General features: G+C 36.9%; 19 protein-coding genes. 16 read left to right on the top strand and 3 right to left on the bottom strand.

Annotation, left to right across the window (positions count from 1 at the left end; all coding sequences use genetic code 11):
• Positions 1 to 3: 3 nt before the first annotated feature.
• Positions 4 to 477, bottom strand: coding sequence for a nucleoside 2-deoxyribosyltransferase (locus DS830_RS05630; protein ID WP_118908575.1), 474 nt, complete (start codon positions 475 to 477; stop codon positions 4 to 6).
• 142 nt (positions 478 to 619) lie between these two features.
• On the opposite strand from DS830_RS05630, the gene DS830_RS05625 reads away from it, so the two are divergent.
• From DS830_RS05625 to DS830_RS05605, 5 genes are all read left to right on the top strand, one after another.
• Positions 620 to 1501 (top strand): RluA family pseudouridine synthase, encoded by an 882-nt coding sequence (locus DS830_RS05625; protein ID WP_118908574.1) that lies wholly within the window; start codon positions 620 to 622, stop codon positions 1499 to 1501.
• 103 nt (positions 1502 to 1604) lie between these two features.
• The gene (locus DS830_RS05620) at positions 1605 to 2972 is read left to right on the top strand and encodes a PTS sugar transporter subunit IIC (protein WP_118900919.1); all 1368 of its coding nucleotides are present in this window, start codon (positions 1605 to 1607) and stop codon (positions 2970 to 2972) included.
• 4 nt (positions 2973 to 2976) lie between these two features.
• The gene (locus DS830_RS05615) at positions 2977 to 3174 is read left to right on the top strand and encodes a hypothetical protein (RefSeq protein WP_118900921.1); all 198 of its coding nucleotides are present in this window, start codon (positions 2977 to 2979) and stop codon (positions 3172 to 3174) included.
• The gene (locus DS830_RS05610) at positions 3171 to 3593 is read left to right on the top strand and encodes a DUF3284 domain-containing protein (RefSeq protein WP_162887531.1); all 423 of its coding nucleotides are present in this window, start codon (positions 3171 to 3173) and stop codon (positions 3591 to 3593) included. The genes DS830_RS05615 and DS830_RS05610 overlap by 4 nt, the downstream gene beginning before the upstream one ends.
• A gap of 122 nt (positions 3594 to 3715) precedes the next feature.
• On the top strand, positions 3716 to 4357 hold the full coding sequence (locus DS830_RS05605; RefSeq protein ID WP_118908573.1) for an SDR family oxidoreductase: 642 nt from the start codon (positions 3716 to 3718) through the stop codon (positions 4355 to 4357).
• Between the two features lie 46 nt (positions 4358 to 4403).
• On the opposite strand, the gene DS830_RS05600 is transcribed toward DS830_RS05605, so the two are convergent.
• A complete protein-coding gene (locus DS830_RS05600; RefSeq protein WP_118900926.1) occupies positions 4404 to 5501 on the bottom strand; it encodes an SLC13 family permease in 1098 nt (365 codons plus the stop codon).
• A gap of 184 nt (positions 5502 to 5685) precedes the next feature.
• Between DS830_RS05600 and alsS the strand changes: the two genes are divergently transcribed.
• The 9 genes from alsS (at position 5686) to DS830_RS05555 (ending at position 15824) form a co-directional block, all read left to right on the top strand.
• Complete coding sequence (gene alsS, locus DS830_RS05595) at positions 5686 to 7359, top strand: acetolactate synthase AlsS (RefSeq protein WP_118908572.1); 1674 nt, start codon at positions 5686 to 5688, stop codon at positions 7357 to 7359.
• Positions 7360 to 7376: 17 nt separating this feature from the next.
• Positions 7377 to 8081, top strand: a complete 705-nt coding sequence (gene budA, locus DS830_RS05590; RefSeq protein ID WP_118908571.1) for an acetolactate decarboxylase — start codon at positions 7377 to 7379, stop codon at positions 8079 to 8081.
• Between the two features lie 189 nt (positions 8082 to 8270).
• Complete coding sequence (locus DS830_RS05585; RefSeq protein WP_118908570.1) at positions 8271 to 8822, top strand: LemA family protein; 552 nt, start codon at positions 8271 to 8273, stop codon at positions 8820 to 8822.
• Between the two features lie 13 nt (positions 8823 to 8835).
• On the top strand, positions 8836 to 9753 hold the full coding sequence (gene htpX, locus DS830_RS05580) for a zinc metalloprotease HtpX (RefSeq protein ID WP_118908569.1): 918 nt from the start codon (positions 8836 to 8838) through the stop codon (positions 9751 to 9753).
• Between the two features lie 379 nt (positions 9754 to 10132).
• Positions 10133 to 11272 carry a 5-methyltetrahydropteroyltriglutamate--homocysteine S-methyltransferase gene (locus tag DS830_RS05575; RefSeq protein ID WP_118908568.1) on the top strand — a complete coding sequence of 380 codons (1140 nt, stop codon included), beginning with the start codon at positions 10133 to 10135 and terminating at the stop codon, positions 11270 to 11272.
• Entirely contained in the window at positions 11262 to 12119 is an 858-nt protein-coding gene (locus DS830_RS05570) for a MetQ/NlpA family ABC transporter substrate-binding protein (protein ID WP_118908567.1), read from the top strand. The genes DS830_RS05575 and DS830_RS05570 overlap by 11 nt, the downstream gene beginning before the upstream one ends.
• Entirely contained in the window at positions 12112 to 12585 is a 474-nt protein-coding gene (locus DS830_RS05565; RefSeq protein ID WP_118908566.1) for an S-ribosylhomocysteine lyase, read from the top strand. The genes DS830_RS05570 and DS830_RS05565 overlap by 8 nt, the downstream gene beginning before the upstream one ends.
• 171 nt (positions 12586 to 12756) lie before the next feature.
• Positions 12757 to 13941 (top strand): NupC/NupG family nucleoside CNT transporter, encoded by a 1185-nt coding sequence (locus DS830_RS05560; RefSeq protein ID WP_118908565.1) that lies wholly within the window; start codon positions 12757 to 12759, stop codon positions 13939 to 13941.
• Between the two features lie 110 nt (positions 13942 to 14051).
• On the top strand, positions 14052 to 15824 hold the full coding sequence (locus tag DS830_RS05555; protein ID WP_118908564.1) for an oleate hydratase: 1773 nt from the start codon (positions 14052 to 14054) through the stop codon (positions 15822 to 15824).
• 55 nt (positions 15825 to 15879) lie between these two features.
• Here the strand turns inward: DS830_RS05555 and DS830_RS05550 are convergent, their stop codons facing one another.
• Positions 15880 to 16509: an HAD family hydrolase gene (locus DS830_RS05550; protein ID WP_118908563.1), complete on the bottom strand. Its 630-nt coding sequence runs from the start codon at positions 16507 to 16509 to the stop codon at positions 15880 to 15882.
• Positions 16510 to 16586: 77 nt separating this feature from the next.
• On the opposite strand from DS830_RS05550, the gene DS830_RS05545 reads away from it, so the two are divergent.
• Positions 16587 to 17537, top strand: coding sequence for a GDSL-type esterase/lipase family protein (locus DS830_RS05545; RefSeq protein WP_118908562.1), 951 nt, complete (start codon positions 16587 to 16589; stop codon positions 17535 to 17537).
• 82 nt (positions 17538 to 17619) lie between these two features.
• Entirely contained in the window at positions 17620 to 19269 is a 1650-nt protein-coding gene (locus tag DS830_RS05540) for a putative polysaccharide biosynthesis protein (RefSeq protein ID WP_118908561.1), read from the top strand.
• The last annotated feature ends 52 nt before the right edge of the window (positions 19270 to 19321 follow it).

Raw genomic sequence — 19321 nt, 5'->3', positions numbered from 1 at the left:
TAATTAAATAATCTTACCCTTATAAAGACTAGTCTCAATCAGATTAAAATCAAACTTTGCTAGCTCAGCTGGTTTGGTTAGATAAGCTTTGATACTTTTGACTAACATGAGATTAATCCCGGTAGTATCCACATTGTTGTCTTCACAAACCATAACTAATGGTTTATTGATGGCCGTCAGATAACCCATTTCCCAGGCAGTTCCGGTATCAGGTGCAACATTATCCCAGGCAACAACTCCTAAATCAGCTAATTGCATAGCTGTTAAATCATTATTATAAGTTTCGTTAGCCCATTCGTAACTGCCAAAAATCCCTTCCGGATCATGGTCTTCACTCACGTTTTTATATTGATGATTACGTGGGCTGTGAATGTAGCCAATAGTAGGATTTTTTTGTAGGGCAGTTTCAATTTGGTCTACCAATTGATTTTGCTTTGGGTTAAAAAATCCTCCAGCTAAGTAAATATGTTTTTGCATATACTTTCTCCTTATCAAAATGTCTTCACTACTATTTTATAAGAAAACTAAAACGATACCAAATAAAAAATCTCTTAGTTGCTAATTAAAAAATTCACGTGCAAAATATAACTGAAATTAAATAATTAATAGTAGGTATACAATGAAATTTACTTTTATCAGTCAACAAACAAATACTGTATCTTTGAAGAGTTTTTTAACAGATCAAGGTATTAGTAAGCATTTATATAATGAAATGAAACATACTGCAGCAGCTTTTATTGTCAATGGACAAATAGTGGATGCCACAGTACAAATTAATTATCATGATCAAGTGACGATTAATTTGCCTCCCGAAGTGGATAATCCGCAAGTGGCAACAAGTTATCAACCTTTAGAAATTGTTTATGAAGATTCAAACTGGTTAGTAATTGATAAACCCGCTTACTTATCCTCGGTTCCTGGGCCTAACAATCCACTTGATACGGTAGTCAACCGCGTTAAAGGCCATTTAAAAAATCAAAAAGAAGTGAACTTAGTACCACACATTATTACGCGCTTAGATCGTGATACTCAAGGATTAATGTTGGTGGCTAAACATCGTTTAGCTAATATCTGGGCTAACCAACAATTAGCTAAGCGTCAAATTAAAAAGTTTTATTATGCCCTAGTTGCAGGCACATTAGTAGATGACCATGGCATAATTGACCAGCCAATTGGGCGAGTAGGGCAACAAGTAGCTCGCCAAGTAACTACTACTGGACAAACGGCGCGGACAGAATATTGGGTTCTGCAACGATTTAGTCAATTTACACTAGTTAAAGTTCAATTACACACAGGGCGTACTCATCAGATTCGAGTACATTTTGCTTATTTAGGGCATCCGCTAGTAGGTGATCATTTATATGGCGGTCCATTAAACTATGGCTATGAGTATCAGGCTTTAGAGGCGTATTATTTAGAATTTCAAGATGATTTTACTCACAAGAAGCAACACTTTGAGTTGCCGGAACGATTAGTAAAAAATGGTAAAAAAATGCACTAATTTATGTGAAAGCGATTGATTTTACCTCATATCCATTATATAATTGGAATATACCAATTGGTTGATTGAGATTATTTGGTACAAATATAAGGAGTGAGATAGAATGAATGCTTTCATTAATTGGCTCAACAAACACTTAGTCCCTGTTGCTGCTAAAATCGGATCTATTAAGTGGTTGGTAGCCTTGCGTGATGCCTTTATCGCAATGATGCCTGCTACTATGGTAGGATCAGTTGCGTCGTTATTAAACGCACTTGTGAGAGATATTCCAACTCGTTTTGGTTGGACAGGTTTTGTTAATGCGATGCAGCCAATTGTCAATATTAACGTCCAAGTGTGGACTGGTTCAATGGCAATTTTGGCTTTGATTTTTGCCTTTACTTTTGGTTATCATCTTTCGATTCAATATAAAGTTGAACCGATTACTGGTGGAATTGTTAGTTTAGGTACCTTTATTATGGCTTTGCCGCAAAATAGTATTATTACTTTAAAAAAGACCTTATCAGCAGCTGATATCAAAACCATTACGGATGCTGGCTCGACTGTTAGTGGTAAGACGATTTCCACACCAGGATTTTTCAATTTTAATACTTACTTTGGTGCTAATGGGTTCTTTACAATTATGATTTTGGGTGGTTTAGCGAGTGCAATTTACATTTGGTTCATGCACAAAAACTTCACCATTAAGATGCCTGATTCTGTACCACCGGCAATTGCTAATGCCTTTACTGGAATTATTCCAGCTATTGGTTCCTTATATGTCAGTGGTATTATTACTTGGGCAGTGAATACGATGAGTAAATCAACTGTTATCGAAATTATTTCTAATACTATTCAAGCACCGTTATTGAACATGTCTCAAGGATACGGGGCAGTGCTTTTAATGACCATTTTGGTTCAAGTATTTTGGTTCTTTGGGATTCATGGTACTAATGTTTTAGGACCTGTTTTGGATTCTATCTGGTTGACAGCTCAATTAACTAATATCAGTGCTGCTACGGCTCATAAAGCTTTGCCATATTTCTGGACACGTAATGCATTTGACTTGTATGCCTGGATTGGTGGCGCCGGTTCAACATTATTACTATTAATTGCCATTTTAATGTTTAGTACTCGTGATGACCAACGTGCAGTTGCCAAAATGGCGATTGCACCAGGATTTTTCAATATTAATGAACCAGTAATGTTTGGTTTACCAATTGTGTTAGATCCTATCTATTTCATTCCATTCGTTATTGCTCCAGTAGTGATGGTTACTATTGCTTACTTTGTATTAGCTGCAGGCTGGGTGGCACCGATTAGAGTACAATATGTTTGGTCAATGCCAATCTTTATTAATTCTATTTTTGCAACCTTAGATTGGAGAGCGCCAATTCTGCAACTAGTGAATGCCATTATTGGTTTCTTGATATATGTTCCGTTCGTCAAGGCGGCCAATAAAGTTAATCCGGCAGATTTAAATCAGGAATAATTGCATGAATTCTCAATTAAAACGTGATTTAGTTGCAATTAGTGGTGGATTTTTAATTATTATGCTCAGCCCTTTGTTTAATTCTTATTCGCCCACCTTTTACTATACATTTATGATTGCAGGCATTATCATAGCTATTAGTGGTGGAATTAGTTTCTTTAAAGATAATAAGAAACAAGGAAAGGACCGCGATCAAAAGTGAAAGTAACCATGAATGTTGCCGTTCCAGTAGATTACTTTTTTCAAAGAATAATTGAATCTTCACTATATGATATCAAGCAACAAACTGGTAAAAAAATTAGTCCCAATCAACTAAGAGGTTTTACCTTCAAAAGAAAACATGCTAATGGTGTAGTTAGTACAATGACTGTGACGGCTTATCAGCCTAATCAACAATATGCTTATAAGATGCAGACTGGACGTAATGATTACTATGTATCTTATAATGTTGCGGCTGTTGATGAGCAGCACATGCAATTTACCTATGAAGAAAAGCTTCAAGGCAAAAGTGCGACTATTAATGCTAATAACCATGCATCTGGTTTTTTGATGGGTTGGTTTCGAAAACGCCGTTTCAAGAAAATGAAACGCCAAATCGAAGCAGATTATCGCAAACAATAAATATAAATCTCAGAGAAGCTGTTTTTGGACAGCTTCTTTTTTGTTGTTCGAAAGTGTTTTCTTTTGCTAAGCAGTTATTTTGCGTCTATATTAAGAACTATTAAGTGAGAGGAAGTCTTAAAATGACAAATTTATTAATTTTAGGTGCCAGTGGCAAAATTGCCCAATCAGCAGAAGAATTATTACATCAACACAAAGATATTAAGTTAACCTATTATTTGCGACATCTGAACAAACTACCCGAGATAAATAAAACTTGGGGTCAAGTTATTCGTGGCGATGTTATTGATAAAACCACTTTAACGCAGGCGATGGAATTCCAAAATATTGTTTATGCCAATTTAGCAGGCGATAATATTGAACAGCAAGCTAAAAATGTTGTAGCTGCAATGAAAGAGCAGAAGGTATCACGGCTGATTTGGATTTCTACTTTAGGGATTTATGATGAAGTTCCAGGTAAGTTTGGTGAGTGGAATAATAAAATGTTAGGCGAAAGCTACTTGCCAACTTATGCTGCCGCAGCCAAAGTAATTGAGACTAGTAATCTTGATTATACAATTATTAGACCAGCGTGGTTACAAGATCAAGATGAAGTAGATTATGAAGTTACCCATAAAGGTGAACCCTTTAAAGGCACTGAAGTTTCTCGTAAAAGTATCGCTAGCTTAGTAACGGATATCGTGTTAGATCCTAATAAATATGTCCAAGAATCCCTTGGTGTGAATAAACCCCAGACAGATGGTGATAAGCCGAGCTGGTATTAGAAATTATTTAACAAAAAAACTGCTCATTGTTAATGTGAGCAGTTTTTTAGACTAGGAACCAACCAATAATGCCTAAAATCAATAAGAGAATAACATTGAATAGAAATGATTGTCCTAAATATTTCGTAGATTCTTGTTTTTCCGTAAAGAAAGAAAACTGTTTGTAGGCTAATAAGTTAGCCATAGAAGCAATAGGGGTACCAATTCCCCCGATATTAGAACCTAAAAAGACAGCCCCAATATTATTAGTAAATTTAGCTACTAAAATAGTCGCAGGAACGTTACTCATAAACTGACTAAACCCAATAGCGGAAAAATAAGTAGCATATTTATTGGCTTCTAATACACGTAATAAAGCAGCAATTTCTGTAGAACGACTTAAATTACCTACAGCCACAAAAAAACAGACAAATACTAGGATAGTAGCATAGTCTACATGTAATAAAATTTTTCGATTCATTAAAAATGCTACCACGATGGTAGCTATAGCTGCAATGATAATCGGAATAACTTTGAAAATACCTAAAAATACTAAACCCGTTAAAAGTAAAGCCACGACCAAAGCTGGCAAATGAACACTGAAACGACTAACATTGACGTCAATTGGTTTGGATTTAGTGAAAAGTGCCGCAATTAATACTAAAATTGCTAATCCAATAAAGGAATAAGGTGCTGAGACCTTGAAAAAGTTAATAACGTTTAAATTATAATGTGATAACAAAAATAAGTTGTGAGTATTTCCAAAAGGAGTAAAAGCACTACCAATATTGGCAGCCGCTGCAATCATTGTTACTGTAAATATGTGATTAGCAGAAATCTTTTTGGCCATCTTAAAGAATAAAGGTACAATAATCAAAATTGCAACATCATTAGTTACTAACATAGCACCGAAAAACGTTAAAACAACTAACATAATCATTAATTGTCGGGTGTTTTTTGCACGAGAAGTAAAAGTAGTAGATAAATATTGCAATAGACCAATATTTTCAAAAATTTGAATTAACACCATCATAGATAATAATGAAAAGACAGTATGAAAATTGATATCGGCCAGCTCTGGTTTACTAATAATAGTTGACAGTAATGCCGCAATCGCGGCAATCCAGAGCATTTTATCAGTGAAGATGTTCTTAATTATGGCCATTTCTTTACCTTCTTGCTTAAAGATATGAAAAAAGAGCAAAATACCACTTATTATTGTACTTTAATTGGGGCACATAATAAAGAGTGAATACACTTCAGAAAGAAATAATTGACACATTTATTAACTTTCAGTAAGCTGGATGTTACTACTAAAGATAGATTAACTTTCATAAAGGACTGATTAAATGGTAACTAAATCTGGGGCACAAATCCTCGTAGAAACAATGGTTAATTACGGTATCAAATATGTTTTTGGGATTCCAGGTGCTAAGATTGATCGCTTATTTGAAGAATTAGAACACAGCACTAATCCTCAAAAGCCACGCTTAATTATTACGCGTCATGAACAAAATGCAGCTTTCATGGCTGCTGCAATTGGACGGCTAACGGGAAAGCCAGGTGTAGTCCTTGTGACATCTGGACCTGGAGTTGCCAATTTAACGACCGGTTTAGTCACTGCCAGCTCAGAAGGCGATCCTGTAATTGCTTTGGGTGGACAAGTGCAACGTGATGATTTAGCACGGTTAACACATCAAAGTATTCCCAACCAAGTTATCTTATCGCCAGTAACTAAGTACAGTGTGGAAGTACAAGATCCTAATAATTTATCAGAAGCTTTCGCTAATGCTTATCAATCAGCTGTAGATGCCAAAAGTGGGGCTGTTTTCATTTCTATTCCGCAAGACGTTATTAACGCTGATGTTAAACGGCCAGTTATGCGACGTAATCCACCAATGGCACAAGGCGTGCCCGCTAAACAACAATTGGCTGATTTTGCTGCCCAAATTAAACAAGCTCAATTACCTGTTATCTTAGCAGGGATGAGAGCTAGTGATCAAGCTGCTACCCAAGCTTTACGCAGTTTTTTACAAAAAATTCCCCTGCCAGTTGTAGAAACTTTTCAAGGTGCAGGTATTATTTCGCATGAATTAGAACATTTATTTTTTGGCCGGGTCGGTTTATTTCATAACCAAACTGGTGATATGTTACTTAAAAAAGCAGATTTGGTTATAACAATCGGCTATGACCCTATTGAATATGAAGCTCGCAACTGGAATCAAGAACGCACGGGCAAAATTATTAATTTGGATAGTGTAGCCCCAGAACTAACTCAAGAATATCAACCAGAAATGGTTTTACAAGGTAATTTGGCTGATACTTTAAAGGCTTTAGCCGAATTATTTGTTGATTCTTACCAATTAAAAGCTACGACGAAGCAGCAATTACAAACAATTAAAGCTGAATTTGATCGTAAAGATATTCCTCCAGTAACTACTAGCGCTGCAGATTTACATCCCTTACAGATTGTAGAAGAACTCCAGCGCCATGTTGATGATTCGATGATTGTCACTGTAGATGTTGGTAGCCATTATATTTGGATGGCTCGCCATTTTCGCAGTTATCAACCACGTCATCTCTTATTTAGTAATGGGATGCAAACACTAGGTGTAGCTTTGCCTTGGGCGATTGCTGCTTCATTATTACATCCACAGCAAAAAGTAGTTTCAGTAGCGGGCGATGGTGGTTTTCTTTTTTCAGGACAAGAACTAGAAACAGCTGTGCGCTTGCATTCTAATATTGTCCAATTGGTTTGGGTTGATGGCTATTATGATATGGTACGTTTTCAAGAACAAACCAAATATGGCCATGACGCAGGGGTTAAGTTTGGTCCGGTAGACTTTGTTCAGTATGCCCAAAGTTTTGGTGCCACCGGCTTACAAGTGGATAAGCAACATGACTTACAAACAGTTTTAGATCAAGCTTTTGCACAGGAAGGCCCTGTAGTAGTGGCAATTCCTGTTGATTATTCACATAATCAAGAGTTAAGTCAAGATTTATTAACTGATCAATTTTATTAAAAAGAGGCACAATTATTATGAAACAAGTTTTATTTCAACATGGGACATTAGCTTTATTAGTACCGGGCTTGTTAACTGGCACTTTAACCATTAAAGAATTATTACAACATGGTGATACCGGCATTGGTACTGGAGAAGGACTGGATGGTGAGTTAGTAATTTTACAAGGACAAGTTTATCAAGTTCAAAGCACCGGTCACATTCGGCAAGTTCCTGGTGATTTTACGGTGCCTTTTGCTAATATCCACCACGCTGACTATCAACCTTTAGCTCAATTATCTGATTTAACGCAAGCTCAACTATATCAACAATTAAATGATCGAATTAAAGCTCCCAATACTTTTTATTCGGTCAAAATCACTGGCACCTTTGCTAAAATGCATACGCGTTCTGCTTCTAAGTCAACACCACCATATGCTACTTTATTAGCAACTGCCCAAAATCAGCAAGAATTTACTGCGGAAAATGTTTCGGGTACGTTATTAAGTTATTATTCACCAGAATTATTTCATGGGGCTGCTGTAGCGGGGTATCATAGTCATTTTCTCGCAGAAGATTTGACGATTGGTGGTCACGTGTTGGATTTTGCATTGACAAGCGGTCAAGTTCAAGTACAGGTTTTTGATACTTTGGAGCAACATTTGCCAATTGAAAATCAAGAATTTATGCAGCATGATTTTACCAAAGACAATATTAGTTCTGATATTTCCCAATCAGAATAATAGTTATCAATAAAGAAGGCTGGAATAATAAATATTTCAGTCTTTTTTGTTAATCAGATATATGACAAAATAGTTTGCAAGATTAATCTTTTGAAGAAATGTTGTTGAATGAGATTTGTCAGCAGATATATTAGGGTTCAAATTGATTTTGTGTTAAGATATTGCCAAATAGATTAAAGGAGAGTTTTTATGTCAACAATGTTAATTGTGATTATTGTAGTCATAGCGTTAATAGTTTTGTATGCAGTTTTATATAACGGTTTAGTTCGAGCACGCAATCAAGCACAAGAATTTCATAGCCAAATTGATGTGCAATTAAAGCGGCGGACGGATTTAATTCCTAATTTGGTTGAAACAGTGAAAGGTTATGCAGCTCATGAAAAAACCACATTAGAAGAAGTAGTCCGGTTGCGTAATTCTGTGATGAGTGCGGACAATTTACAAGATAAAGTTGATGCTGATAACATGCTGACAGGAGCTTTACGCCAGGTATTTGCGCTAGCAGAAAATTATCCTGATTTAAAGGCTAATCAAGAATTTGGGAAGTTAATGGAAGAACTGACGAACACTGAAAACAAAGTCGCCTATGCACGGCAAGCATATAATAGTGCTGTGCAGTATTACAATACTGCTACGCAAACTTTTCCTCGCAATTTAGTAGCAGGAATTCATCACTTTAAGCCAATGGAATTTTTAACTATTCCAGAAGAGGAGAAACAAGCACCGCAAGTGAAATTTTAAGGAGTAATTGGCGATGTTATATCAACAAATTGCGCAGAACAAGCGGAAGACTTATTTAGTATTTGCGATTTTCTTTGTGATTTTAGGTTTAATTGGCTGGGTAATTGGAGACTTATTTTTTAATAGTGCCATTAGTGGAGTGGTCATTGCTTTAGTTATTACCATATTTTATGCTGTGATGATTTATTTTCAATCTACTAGTGTTGTGATGCAAATGAATCATGCACAGCCAATTAAAAGTGTTGAGCAAGCACCTGACTTGTGGCATATTGTGGAAGATTTAGCCATGGTTGCTAAGGTGCCACGTCCTGATATTTATATTATCGATGATCCTAGTCCTAACGCTTTTGCTACGGGGAGAGATCCAGAACACTCCGCGGTGGCAGTGACTTCTGGATTGTATCAGATAATGGACCGTGAAGAATTAGAAGGAGTCTTAGGTCATGAAATTTCGCATATTCGTAACTATGATATTCGAGTATCGACGATTTCAGTAGCTTTGTCTTCAGCAATTATTTTTATTTCTTCAATGCTAGGTAATATGTATCGTTGGGGTTGGCTTTTTGGTAGTAACAATGACCGAAATGACTCACGCGAAAATAATAACAATATTATTCAGATTGTTTTGTATATAGTAGGGTTATTATTTGCGGTTTTAGGACCTATTATTGCAACGATTGTCCGTCTGGCAATTTCTCGTAATCGCGAGTACTTGGCAGATGCTTCCGGTGTGGAATTGACCCGGAATCCGCAGGGGTTGATTAATGCCTTGCACAAGTTAGAACAAGCTAGTCAGCCGATGCAGCATGTTGATGATGCTAGTGCTGCTTTGTATATTAATGATCCCCAAAAGGGACATCATTCTGTGGAACGGTTATTTGATACTCATCCACCGTTAGCAGATCGAATTAGACGATTAGAACATATGTAAAATTAATTTTAAATATCTGCTTGACAATTGTAATTTCTGGGTTTAAGATAAGCACAATTAAAAAATGCTGAGAAAAGATGAGTAAACATTAGTAATATTTACAGAGAACCACGGCAGCTGAGAAGTGGGATAGCTACAATGTTGAACATGGTCTGGGAGCAAAATCAAATAACAAACTTTAAAGTGAATTATTTGCGGTTGACACCTGATATCGTAGTCCAAGTATAGCTTTTAAGTAGTGTACTTGCAGAGAACAGTATTGTGAGATACTGTTGAATTTGGGTGGTAACACGCAGTAAAGCGTCCCTAGTTACAACATTAAGTTGTGATTAGAGACGCTTTTTTGTTCTCATTTTTCGGCTCAAGGAGGAAGATATTTATGGCACAAACATTTACACAAAGAACACAGTCACCTTTTCGGTATGATATTGTAGGCAGCTTTTTGCGACCTCAAGCTTTAAAACAAGCCCGCGCACAATTTCAAGCAGATAAAATTAGTGCTGCCGATTTAACAGCTGTAGAAGATCAAGCAATTATTGATTTAGTGAATAAAGAAGTTCAAGCTGGTTTACATGCAGTAACTGATGGCGAATTTCGGCGTAGTTGGTGGCATTTGGATTTCTTTTGGGGGCTAGAGGGAGTACAAAAAGCAGCTGCTGATACTGGTTATCATTTTCATGATGAGGTGACCCGCGCAGAAACTGTAAAATTAACTGGCAAAATTAGTGGTCACAACCATCCTTTTGTCCAACACTTTAAATTTACCGCAGCACATACGCCTGCTGGAATTCAAGTTAAACAAACTATTCCAGCTCCGAGCCAATTTTTAGCAGAATTATTGCGACAGCCACAACAAAGTCAAGTTGAGCAATTTTATCCTAACCAAGATGAATTGTTAGCTGATATTGCGCAAGCTTATCAACAAGTCATTAGCGATTTATACGCAGCTGGCTGCCGCACTATCCAATTAGATGATTGTACATGGGGAGCTTTGGCTGACTGGCAAGCTCATCCAGAACATTTAACTGTACCAGTTGATATCCCAGAATTAAAACAAACATATGTGCAATTAAATAATGCTGCTTTTGTAGACAAGCCAGCTGATTTAACTATTAATACGCATATTTGCCGAGGCAATTATCACTCTACGTGGTCTTATTCCGGCGGTTATCAAAGTGTTGCTGATCCTTTGTTTTCCCAAGAAAATGTCCAAGCTTATTATTTGGAATATGATTCACAGCGAGCGGGCGATTTTTCACCACTCAAATTGCTCACACCTAAAAAGTATGTGGTATTAGGTTTAGTAACTAGTAAATCAAGTCAATTAGAAGATCGGACAACTTTAATTAATCGTATTCAAGAAGCAAGTCAATATGTTGATTTAGACTATTTAGCTATTAGTCCACAATGTGGTTTTGCCTCCACGGAAGAAGGCAACATTTTAACTGAAGATCAACAATGGGCCAAAATCCAACTACTCCAAGATGTTGCCCAAGAGGTGTGGGGTCATGAAATTTGATAAAAAACAAATTATATTACTTTTGGCGTGTTTGGTTTTAAGTTTATTTACAATTAATACAAATGTTCAAGCCAAGACTGCCACAGTAGTTGTGGGTACTCAAGGAGCTGATGCACAAATTTGGCGGCATATTGCCCAATCCACAGCAGCTAAAAAGGCACATTTGACAATTAAAGTTAAAGAAATTAATGACGGTATTCAATTAAATCGCGCTACTGCTGAAGGCAGCGTAGACGCGAATGCCTTTCAATCGTATGGCTATTTGATGTCATACAATCATGATAATCCACAAGGTAAGTTAGTTCCCATTGGGACAACTTATCTAGAGCCGCTGGGATTATATTCCAAGAAATATCGTCATCTTCATCAATTACCTAAGCATGCTAAAATTGCTATTGCTGATGATCCTGCTAATCAGACCCGCAGCTTGCAGCTATTACAGCATTTAGGTTTGATTAAGCTGCAAGCCAAGCATTCCACAGCTGCGGCTATCGCTGATGTCCAGGATAATCCTCATCGTTTACGATTTTATCCTGTGAATAGTTCCACCGTACCAAGAGTCTTAGATGATGTAGCGGCTGGTTTAATTACTAATACCGTAGCTCAAGAAAGTGGATTAAATGTTTGGCACGATACCTTGGCGCACGAGAAATTAAATCGCTCGACTCAAAAAAACATCAATATCATTGCAGTAAGACCACAATCAAGTCACAAACCTGCAATGAAAAAATTAGTCCAACTGTATCGCCAACCTAGTATTCAACGTTATATTCAAAAAAGTTTTCATCATACTAAAATTCTAGTTAAAGAACCAATTGCTAATTTAAAGGAGAGTAATCATGGCTAAAGTAGAAAGTTTCACCTTAGATCACACCAAAGTAAAAGCTCCATATGTCCGTTTAATCACTGTGGAAACTGGCGCACAAGGAGATAAAATTGCTAATTATGATTTGCGCTTAGTTCAACCAAATGAAAATGCGATTCCTACTGCAGGTTTGCATACAATTGAGCATTTATTAGCAGGATTATTACGCGATCGTTTAACCGGAGTTATTGACTGTTCGCCGTTTGGATGTCGGACTGGATTTCATCTGATTACCTGGGGCGAACATTCAACTACTGAAGTAGCACAAGCACTCAAAGATGCTTTAATTGAAATTCGCGATAATATTCAATGGTCAGATGTACAAGGTACAACTATTGAAAGTTGTGGTAATTACCGGGATCATTCACTCTTTTCCGCTAAAGAATGGTGCCGAAAGATTTTAAGTGAGGGTATTAGTGATCAACCATTTGAACGCCATTTAGTTTAAGAAGTTTAAGTTGAGCTGAGACTTTAATTGTCTCAGCTTTTTTACTGGGAGATATTAGTTACTGTAGAGAAAATTTTACACAATTATAGATTTTACTTTGACATTAGTCCAATAATACTTTAAGTTAGATAATCGGAGATAATTTTTGGACAATGATGAAGGAGTGATTTGATGCGCTTTGTTTTCTTAATACTGGGCTTGGCACTAGTGTTTGTAATTGGGTGGTTAGTTAGTTTTGACCGCAAAAATATCAAATATAAAAGAATTGGCATTTTGCTGTTATTGCAATTTATTATTTCTTTTTTGAGTTTGCATACGTCTGGAGGCGTGAGTACTTTAGCCCATATTTCAGCATTCTTTAACTGGTTGATGGACCAAGCTGCTGATGGTGTTAACTTTGTTTTTGGCAATATTGTAATTAAACCTGGGCAAACGGTGTTTTTCTTCAATGTTTTAATGCCGATTGTTTTTATTGCTGCTTTAATTGGTATTTTGAATTATATTAAGGTTTTGCCATTCATTATTAAATGGGTTGGTTGGGCTTTAAATAAAGTCGTTGGTATGGGTGAGATGGAAAGCTATTTTGCCATTTCGACAGCAATTTTAGGCATGCCAGAAGTCTTTATTACCATTAAAGATCAAATTTCACAGTTAAATCGGCAACGTTTATATACAATCTGTGCTTCCGCAATGAGTGCTGTATCAGCTTCCTTATTGGCTTCATATATGAAGATGATTCCGGGTAAATTTGTGGTGGTGGCAGTCTTTTTGAACATTTTATCAGCGTTAATTGTTTCTTGTATTATTAATCCGTATGACATTAAAGAAGAAGATCAAGAAATTACTCCTTCAACTGACCCGCAATCCGAACCATTTTTCCAAATGTTAGGTAATTATATTATGGATGGTTTTAATATTGCTATTACTGTGGGAGCAATGGTTATTGGTTTTGTTGCTTTGATTGCTTTCTTAAATAGTACTTTAAAAGCTGCTATTCATATTTCCTTTACGCAAATTTTAGGTTATATATTTTCACCAGTAGCATTCATTATGGGCGTGCCTGGACAAGATGTAGTTAAAGTTGGAAGTTTAATGGCAACGAAGTTGTTGACGAATGAATTTGTAGCCATGGCTGATTTGCAAGCAATGAAAGGCCTCAGTGCCAAGTCAATTGCGATTATATCAACTTACTTAGTTTCTTTTGCTAACTTTGGTTCTATTGGCATTATCACTGGTTCGATGAAGTCTATCAGCGCCAAACAAGGGGGCTATGTTGCTAGTTTTACCATGAAATTATTACTAGGGGCAACTTTAGCTTCTGTGATTACCGCGACAATTGTGGGTGTATATTATTAAAATAGTGCTAGAAGGCTGAAACCATGACGGTTTCAGCTTTTTTTGCGTTGGATAGATGATTTCAATAAGAGTATAATGAAAGCGTAAATCAAAAACGAGGGGGCAATAATATGTATTATTCTAATGGTAATTATGAAGCTTTTGCTCATCCGCAAAAACCAGCTAATGTTGATCAAAAATCGGCCTATATTGTTGGTGCTGGATTGGCTGGATTAGCAGCGGCAGTTTTCTTAATTCGGGATGCTCAAATAGCAGGCGAGCGAATTCATATTTTTGAAGAATTACCTCAAAGTGGTGGCTCTTTAGATGGAGCCAAGCGCCCAGATATTGGTTTTGTCATTCGTGGCGGTCGAGAAATGGAGAATCATTTTGAATGTTTATGGGATTTATATCGTTCCATTCCGTCTTTAGAAATTGAGGGTGCTTCATTTTTAGATGAATATTATTGGCTTGATAAAGATGATCCTAATTCCTCTAATTGTCGCTTAATTCATCATCGTGGCGATCGAGTACCCGATGATGGCAAATACACATTAGACGGCTCATCTAAAGAAATTATCAAACTTATTATGACTCCTGAAAGTCGTTTGGGTAAACAAACTATTGAAGATTTCTTTTCACCGGAATTTTTTGAAAGTAACTTTTGGATGTATTGGGCAACAATGTTTGCTTTTGAGAAATGGCACTCAGCCGTTGAAATGCGGCGTTATGCGATGCGCTTTATTCACCATATTGATGGCCTGCCAGATTTTACCGCTTTAAAATTTAATCGCTATAATCAATATGAATCGATGGTTATGCCTTTAATTAAATATTTAGAGCAACATAATGTAGATATTCGCTATGACTGTGCCGTGAAAAATGTTTTAGTAGATACTACGCATAATCAAAAAATAGCACAAAAAATTCTTTTGGAACAAGCTGGTGAAGCTCAAGAGATTAACTTGACAGCTGATGATTTGGTTTTTGTAACGAATGGATCTATTACTGAAAGTTCTACTTACGGCAACCACCACCAGCCAGCACCAGTAACTAATGCAATGGGTAACAGTTGGGCCTTATGGGAAAAATTAGCTCAACAATCCACGGAATTTGGACATCCACAAGTTTTTTATAAGAATCTGCCTAAGCGCAGTTGGTTTGTTTCAGCAACTGCTACTATTAAAAATACTGCCCTTGATCCTTATATTGAACGCTTAACTAAGCGTGACTTACATGATCATAAAGTTAATACTGGTGGAATTGTCACGATTACCGATTCTAATTGGTTGTTAAGTTTTGCGGTACATCGCCAGCCACATTTTAAAGCTCAAAAGGAAAACGAAACCGTGGTATGGTTATATGGCTTATATTCTGACACTGAAGGTAATTATATTAAAAAGACTATTACTGAATGTACTGGCGAAGAAATTACTCAGGAATGGCTTTATCACTTGGGAGTGCCAGAAAGTTTAATTGCCAAGTTATCTCAACAAGAATCTATTAACACCAACCCAGTTTATATGCCATACATTACCAGTTACTTCATGCCACGTACAGCTGGTGATCGCCCAGCCGTCGTTCCTCAAGGTTCAAAGAATTTAGCCTTTATTGGTAACTTTGCAGAATCCCCAACGCGCGACACCGTTTTTACAACAGAGTATTCCGTCCGGACAGCAATGGAAGCTGTTTATACGTTACTAAATGTCGACCGCGGAGTTCCTGAAGTCTTTAATTCAATTTACGATATTCGCGAATTATTTAAAGCAATCTATTATCTGAATGACAAAAAGCAATTACGAGAAATAGACTTACCTATACCTAGTTGGGTCAAAAACAAGGCGTTAGATAAATCACAAAAAACTTGGTTGGGAGAATTACTCCAAGAAGCACACTTACTTTAATTCACACTAAATAAAACCGGTATTGAGTTCTTGCTAATCTCAATATCGGTTTTTATTAGGGTACTAACTGCAAAATATCTTGTGGTTTTTGTAAAAGATATTCAGCTTCAGGGAAGCTATCTTGAGGATTGGCACCCCAAGTTGCTAAGCCAAAGGCTACTTGAGCATTATGGGCGCTGCCAACATCATTTTTGGAATCACCAATATATAAGGTGTCTTGGGGAGTGGCCTGCAATTTTTTTAAAGCGGCTAAAGTGGGTTCTGCTGCGGGTTTGTGTTCTTGAACTTGATCAGCAGTGACAAATTGTTGAAAATAAGGACTAATACTTGTTTTTTTAAAAACAGCATCGACTTCTTGTTGATCTTCAGAAGTAACCACAATTAACGGAACATGGCGTGCTTGCAGTTGTTCTAAAGTTTCTTCGATCCCAGCAAAGGGTTTAATTTCATCAGTAAATGTTAAAGAATTAGTCATAACGCTTTCTGCAAATGCATATTCTTGATCTTGGGGAATTTGATATTTATTAAAGACATCCCTAGCAGTACCTGAAAAACTAAATTCCAAATCTGCTAGAGTTTGTTTAATGTGATAATCTTCCCAAAGACTTTTTTGTAAGCCTAACAAAGCTGCATCATGAGTATCCAAAAGCGTACCGTCAATATCAAAAATTATATTTTTATACATTTTTACCTATCCTTAATGAGTTATCATGTCAGTATTATAGTATCATAGATTGTTGAGAGTAATAAGGAGGACATATCATGAAAATGCAAACAACAGCAGCTAATTTTGCTATTGCAGGAATTTATTTTTCGGGAAGATGGGCCCAAACTAGTCATGGCTTATATACTACCAACTTAGGAGCCCGGTTATATACACAAGTGACGGGCACTCGCCAAGTAGAATTAGATTTTTCTACCCAATCGGAACCAGAAGGCGTCTGGTTAGCCTATAAAATTGATGATGGAGATTATCAACGGTGTAACTTAACGCAAATGCCTTTAAAAATTCAACTGCCAGATTTACAAACACATCTTATCAGTGTGGTCTACAGTGGTAATACTCCCCAAGATAATGTTTGGAAGCGGCATGGTGGTTTATATTTTGATCAAATTCAGACAGATTCTGCCGCAAAATTAACACCAGTCAAGCCAGCTGGGGACGTAATTACTTTTATTGGCGACTCAATTACTGCTGGTTCTTGGGTACATGGCAAAACTGCAGGTCAAGATTATTGTGCAGAAGGCAATTTTGCCGCTTTAGCTGCTGAACAATTAGGTTTAGAAGATGTTCGGGTAGCTTATCCAGGTGCGGGGTTGGTCAAACCTGGATCAGGTGGTGTACCAGTGGCTGCGCAATTTTTGGATAAAATTGACGCCACTCATTCATGGACGCCGCAGTCTTCGAAGTATGTCGTAATTAATTTAGGCACTCCTGATAAAAAAGCCAATGAAATTGAGTTTCGTGCCGCTTGGGAATTATTTATGCAAAAAGTTCAATTGTTATATCCGCAAACCCCTAAGTTAGTAATGATTCCTTTTTCACAACGACATGCGGCAGTGATTCGCGAAGAGTCAATTGAATATCCGCAAACAACAATTTTGGAAACAGCAGATTGGCCCTTAACTTACACAGATGGTTTGCATCCTGATTTAGCCTCGTCTTCAGAAATTGCCCACCGTTTGGTAGAAGCACTAACGACCAATAATTAATTCACAATTGACTGAGAAAAATATAGTTTTGTCTCAGCCTTTTTTGTATAATATGGTTTTAGTAGAAAAAGGAAGGTTTAGCATGTCTGCAAATAATAAGCAAAAAGTACCCCGGCAAGATTCATTATTATCAGGCTCGGCTTGGATTACTGCCAGTGGTATTGTTTCCCGAGCTTTATCCGCTTTATATGTTATTCCTTGGAATATATGGATGGGCTCGGCTGTAATTGTTGCTTCAGCTAATGCCTTGTATGGCAAGGTCTATCATATTTATGATTTTTTTCTGTTAGTTTCGACGGCGGGATTACCTAGTGCGATTTCCAAGCAAATCTCCCATTATAACGCTTTAGGAGAATATGAAGCTGGCAATCAACTATTTAAGCAGGCTTTAAAGGTGACAGCTATAATTGGAATAATCTTTGGCGCCTTGATGTATTTTGGTGCTGGTTGGGTAGCTGCCTTATTTACTAACAGTGATCCGCGTAGTATTCCAGCGATTCGCGCCTTAGCCGTTGCTGTTTTAATTTTGCCGACTTTAAGTATTATGCGGGGTTATTTTCAAGGTTACGGCCAAATGGGTCCATCAGCTATTTCAATGATGCTCGAACAATTGGCACGGGTAGCTTATATGCTGGCTATCACCTATATTATTATGCAAATTCAACGCGGTAATTATGTAGATGCAGTTACCAAGTCAACGTTTGCCTCTTTTATAGGAGCCGGGATTTCAGTATTGTATTTGTTAACTTGTTTTGCACGGCAACGGCAGCATTTAAAGGATTTAGCAGCTTCGGGCAGTCACGATATTAACTTTACGGCGCATGATTTTACAAAAGAAATTTTGCTGCAGGCAATTCCTTTCATTATCATTGATTCTGCGGTGACGATTTTTAACTTGTTTGATCAAGCTACTTTTAATCCAATGATGCAAAGTTTTATGCAAATTTCACAACAGCAATTAGATTATTACTATTCGTTATTTGGTTTTCAGGCTAATAAGTTAATGATGGTGGCTGTGTCTTTGGCAACGGGAATTGTTTCTTCTTCAATTCCGTTAGTAGCTTCATTATATACAAGTAAAAATAATCAAAAAATCACCCAACAAATTATTAATATTATCCGCCTTTTTGGCTTTTTTATGTTGCCAGCAACATTAGGAATGGCAGCTGTAGCTCGACCTTTATGGGGTGCCTTTTACGGGTATGACCGCTTGGGTATTAATATGTTGCGCTTTTCGTGTATTGTAGCTTTATTAATTGGGTTTTTTATGGTGTTAGCTGCTATTTTGCAAGCTTTATATCGGAATAATTTGGCGATTAAATATCTGTTCATTGGTTTTGGATTCAAAGTGCTGATCCAATGGCCTTTAGTTTATCTTTTGCAAGCTTATGGACCATTAACAGCTACAGTATTGGCTTTAATTTTGATTTGTTATTTGATGTTGCATCGAATTTATTGTTTATATCCGTTTGATTTACGGCATTTAATCACTCATGACTTAAGCCAAGTCTTCTTAGCGGCAGTGGTTATGGCGATTGTCGTTTTTGGAGCTGATTGGCTATTATATGCGCTAACGGCTAAAATTGGCCGCGTCTTAAGTGCTGCTTATATGTTAATCGAAGTGGGGCTGGGAGCAGCTGTTTATGGATATTTAACTTTAAAATTACGGTTATTAGACCAAAGTTTGAATATTGATGCGACCCGCTGGCGAAAAATGCTGCATATTAAATAAATTAATTCTTGACAGTAATTTTACTTTATATTAAACTAATGACAATTTAAAA

Origin of the sequence: Bombilactobacillus bombi, assembly GCF_003522965.1 — a bacterium.
In the GTDB taxonomy this organism is placed as follows: domain Bacteria; phylum Bacillota; class Bacilli; order Lactobacillales; family Lactobacillaceae; genus Bombilactobacillus; species Bombilactobacillus bombi.
The sequence above is the reverse complement of the archived record's forward strand: the minus strand, read 5'-3'. Positions and strand labels throughout refer to the sequence as shown.

What these genes read in the sequence shown, in the direction of transcription:
- DS830_RS05630 (WP_118908575.1), bottom strand. Translation starts at nt 477, where the DNA reads ATGCAAAAACATATTTACTTAGCTGGAGGATTTTTTAACCCAAAGCAA.
- DS830_RS05625 (WP_118908574.1), top strand. Translation starts at nt 620, where the DNA reads ATGAAATTTACTTTTATCAGTCAACAAACAAATACTGTATCTTTGAAG.
- DS830_RS05620 (WP_118900919.1), top strand. Translation starts at nt 1,605, where the DNA reads ATGAATGCTTTCATTAATTGGCTCAACAAACACTTAGTCCCTGTTGCT.
- DS830_RS05615 (WP_118900921.1), top strand. Translation starts at nt 2,977, where the DNA reads ATGAATTCTCAATTAAAACGTGATTTAGTTGCAATTAGTGGTGGATTT.
- DS830_RS05605 (WP_118908573.1), top strand. Translation starts at nt 3,716, where the DNA reads ATGACAAATTTATTAATTTTAGGTGCCAGTGGCAAAATTGCCCAATCA.
- DS830_RS05600 (WP_118900926.1), bottom strand. Translation starts at nt 5,501, where the DNA reads ATGGCCATAATTAAGAACATCTTCACTGATAAAATGCTCTGGATTGCC.
- alsS (WP_118908572.1), top strand. Translation starts at nt 5,686, where the DNA reads ATGGTAACTAAATCTGGGGCACAAATCCTCGTAGAAACAATGGTTAAT.
- budA (WP_118908571.1), top strand. Translation starts at nt 7,377, where the DNA reads ATGAAACAAGTTTTATTTCAACATGGGACATTAGCTTTATTAGTACCG.
- DS830_RS05585 (WP_118908570.1), top strand. Translation starts at nt 8,271, where the DNA reads ATGTCAACAATGTTAATTGTGATTATTGTAGTCATAGCGTTAATAGTT.
- htpX (WP_118908569.1), top strand. Translation starts at nt 8,836, where the DNA reads ATGTTATATCAACAAATTGCGCAGAACAAGCGGAAGACTTATTTAGTA.
- DS830_RS05575 (WP_118908568.1), top strand. Translation starts at nt 10,133, where the DNA reads ATGGCACAAACATTTACACAAAGAACACAGTCACCTTTTCGGTATGAT.
- DS830_RS05570 (WP_118908567.1), top strand. Translation starts at nt 11,262, where the DNA reads ATGAAATTTGATAAAAAACAAATTATATTACTTTTGGCGTGTTTGGTT.
- DS830_RS05565 (WP_118908566.1), top strand. Translation starts at nt 12,112, where the DNA reads ATGGCTAAAGTAGAAAGTTTCACCTTAGATCACACCAAAGTAAAAGCT.
- DS830_RS05560 (WP_118908565.1), top strand. Translation starts at nt 12,757, where the DNA reads ATGCGCTTTGTTTTCTTAATACTGGGCTTGGCACTAGTGTTTGTAATT.
- DS830_RS05555 (WP_118908564.1), top strand. Translation starts at nt 14,052, where the DNA reads ATGTATTATTCTAATGGTAATTATGAAGCTTTTGCTCATCCGCAAAAA.
- DS830_RS05550 (WP_118908563.1), bottom strand. Translation starts at nt 16,509, where the DNA reads ATGTATAAAAATATAATTTTTGATATTGACGGTACGCTTTTGGATACT.
- DS830_RS05545 (WP_118908562.1), top strand. Translation starts at nt 16,587, where the DNA reads ATGAAAATGCAAACAACAGCAGCTAATTTTGCTATTGCAGGAATTTAT.
- DS830_RS05540 (WP_118908561.1), top strand. Translation starts at nt 17,620, where the DNA reads ATGTCTGCAAATAATAAGCAAAAAGTACCCCGGCAAGATTCATTATTA.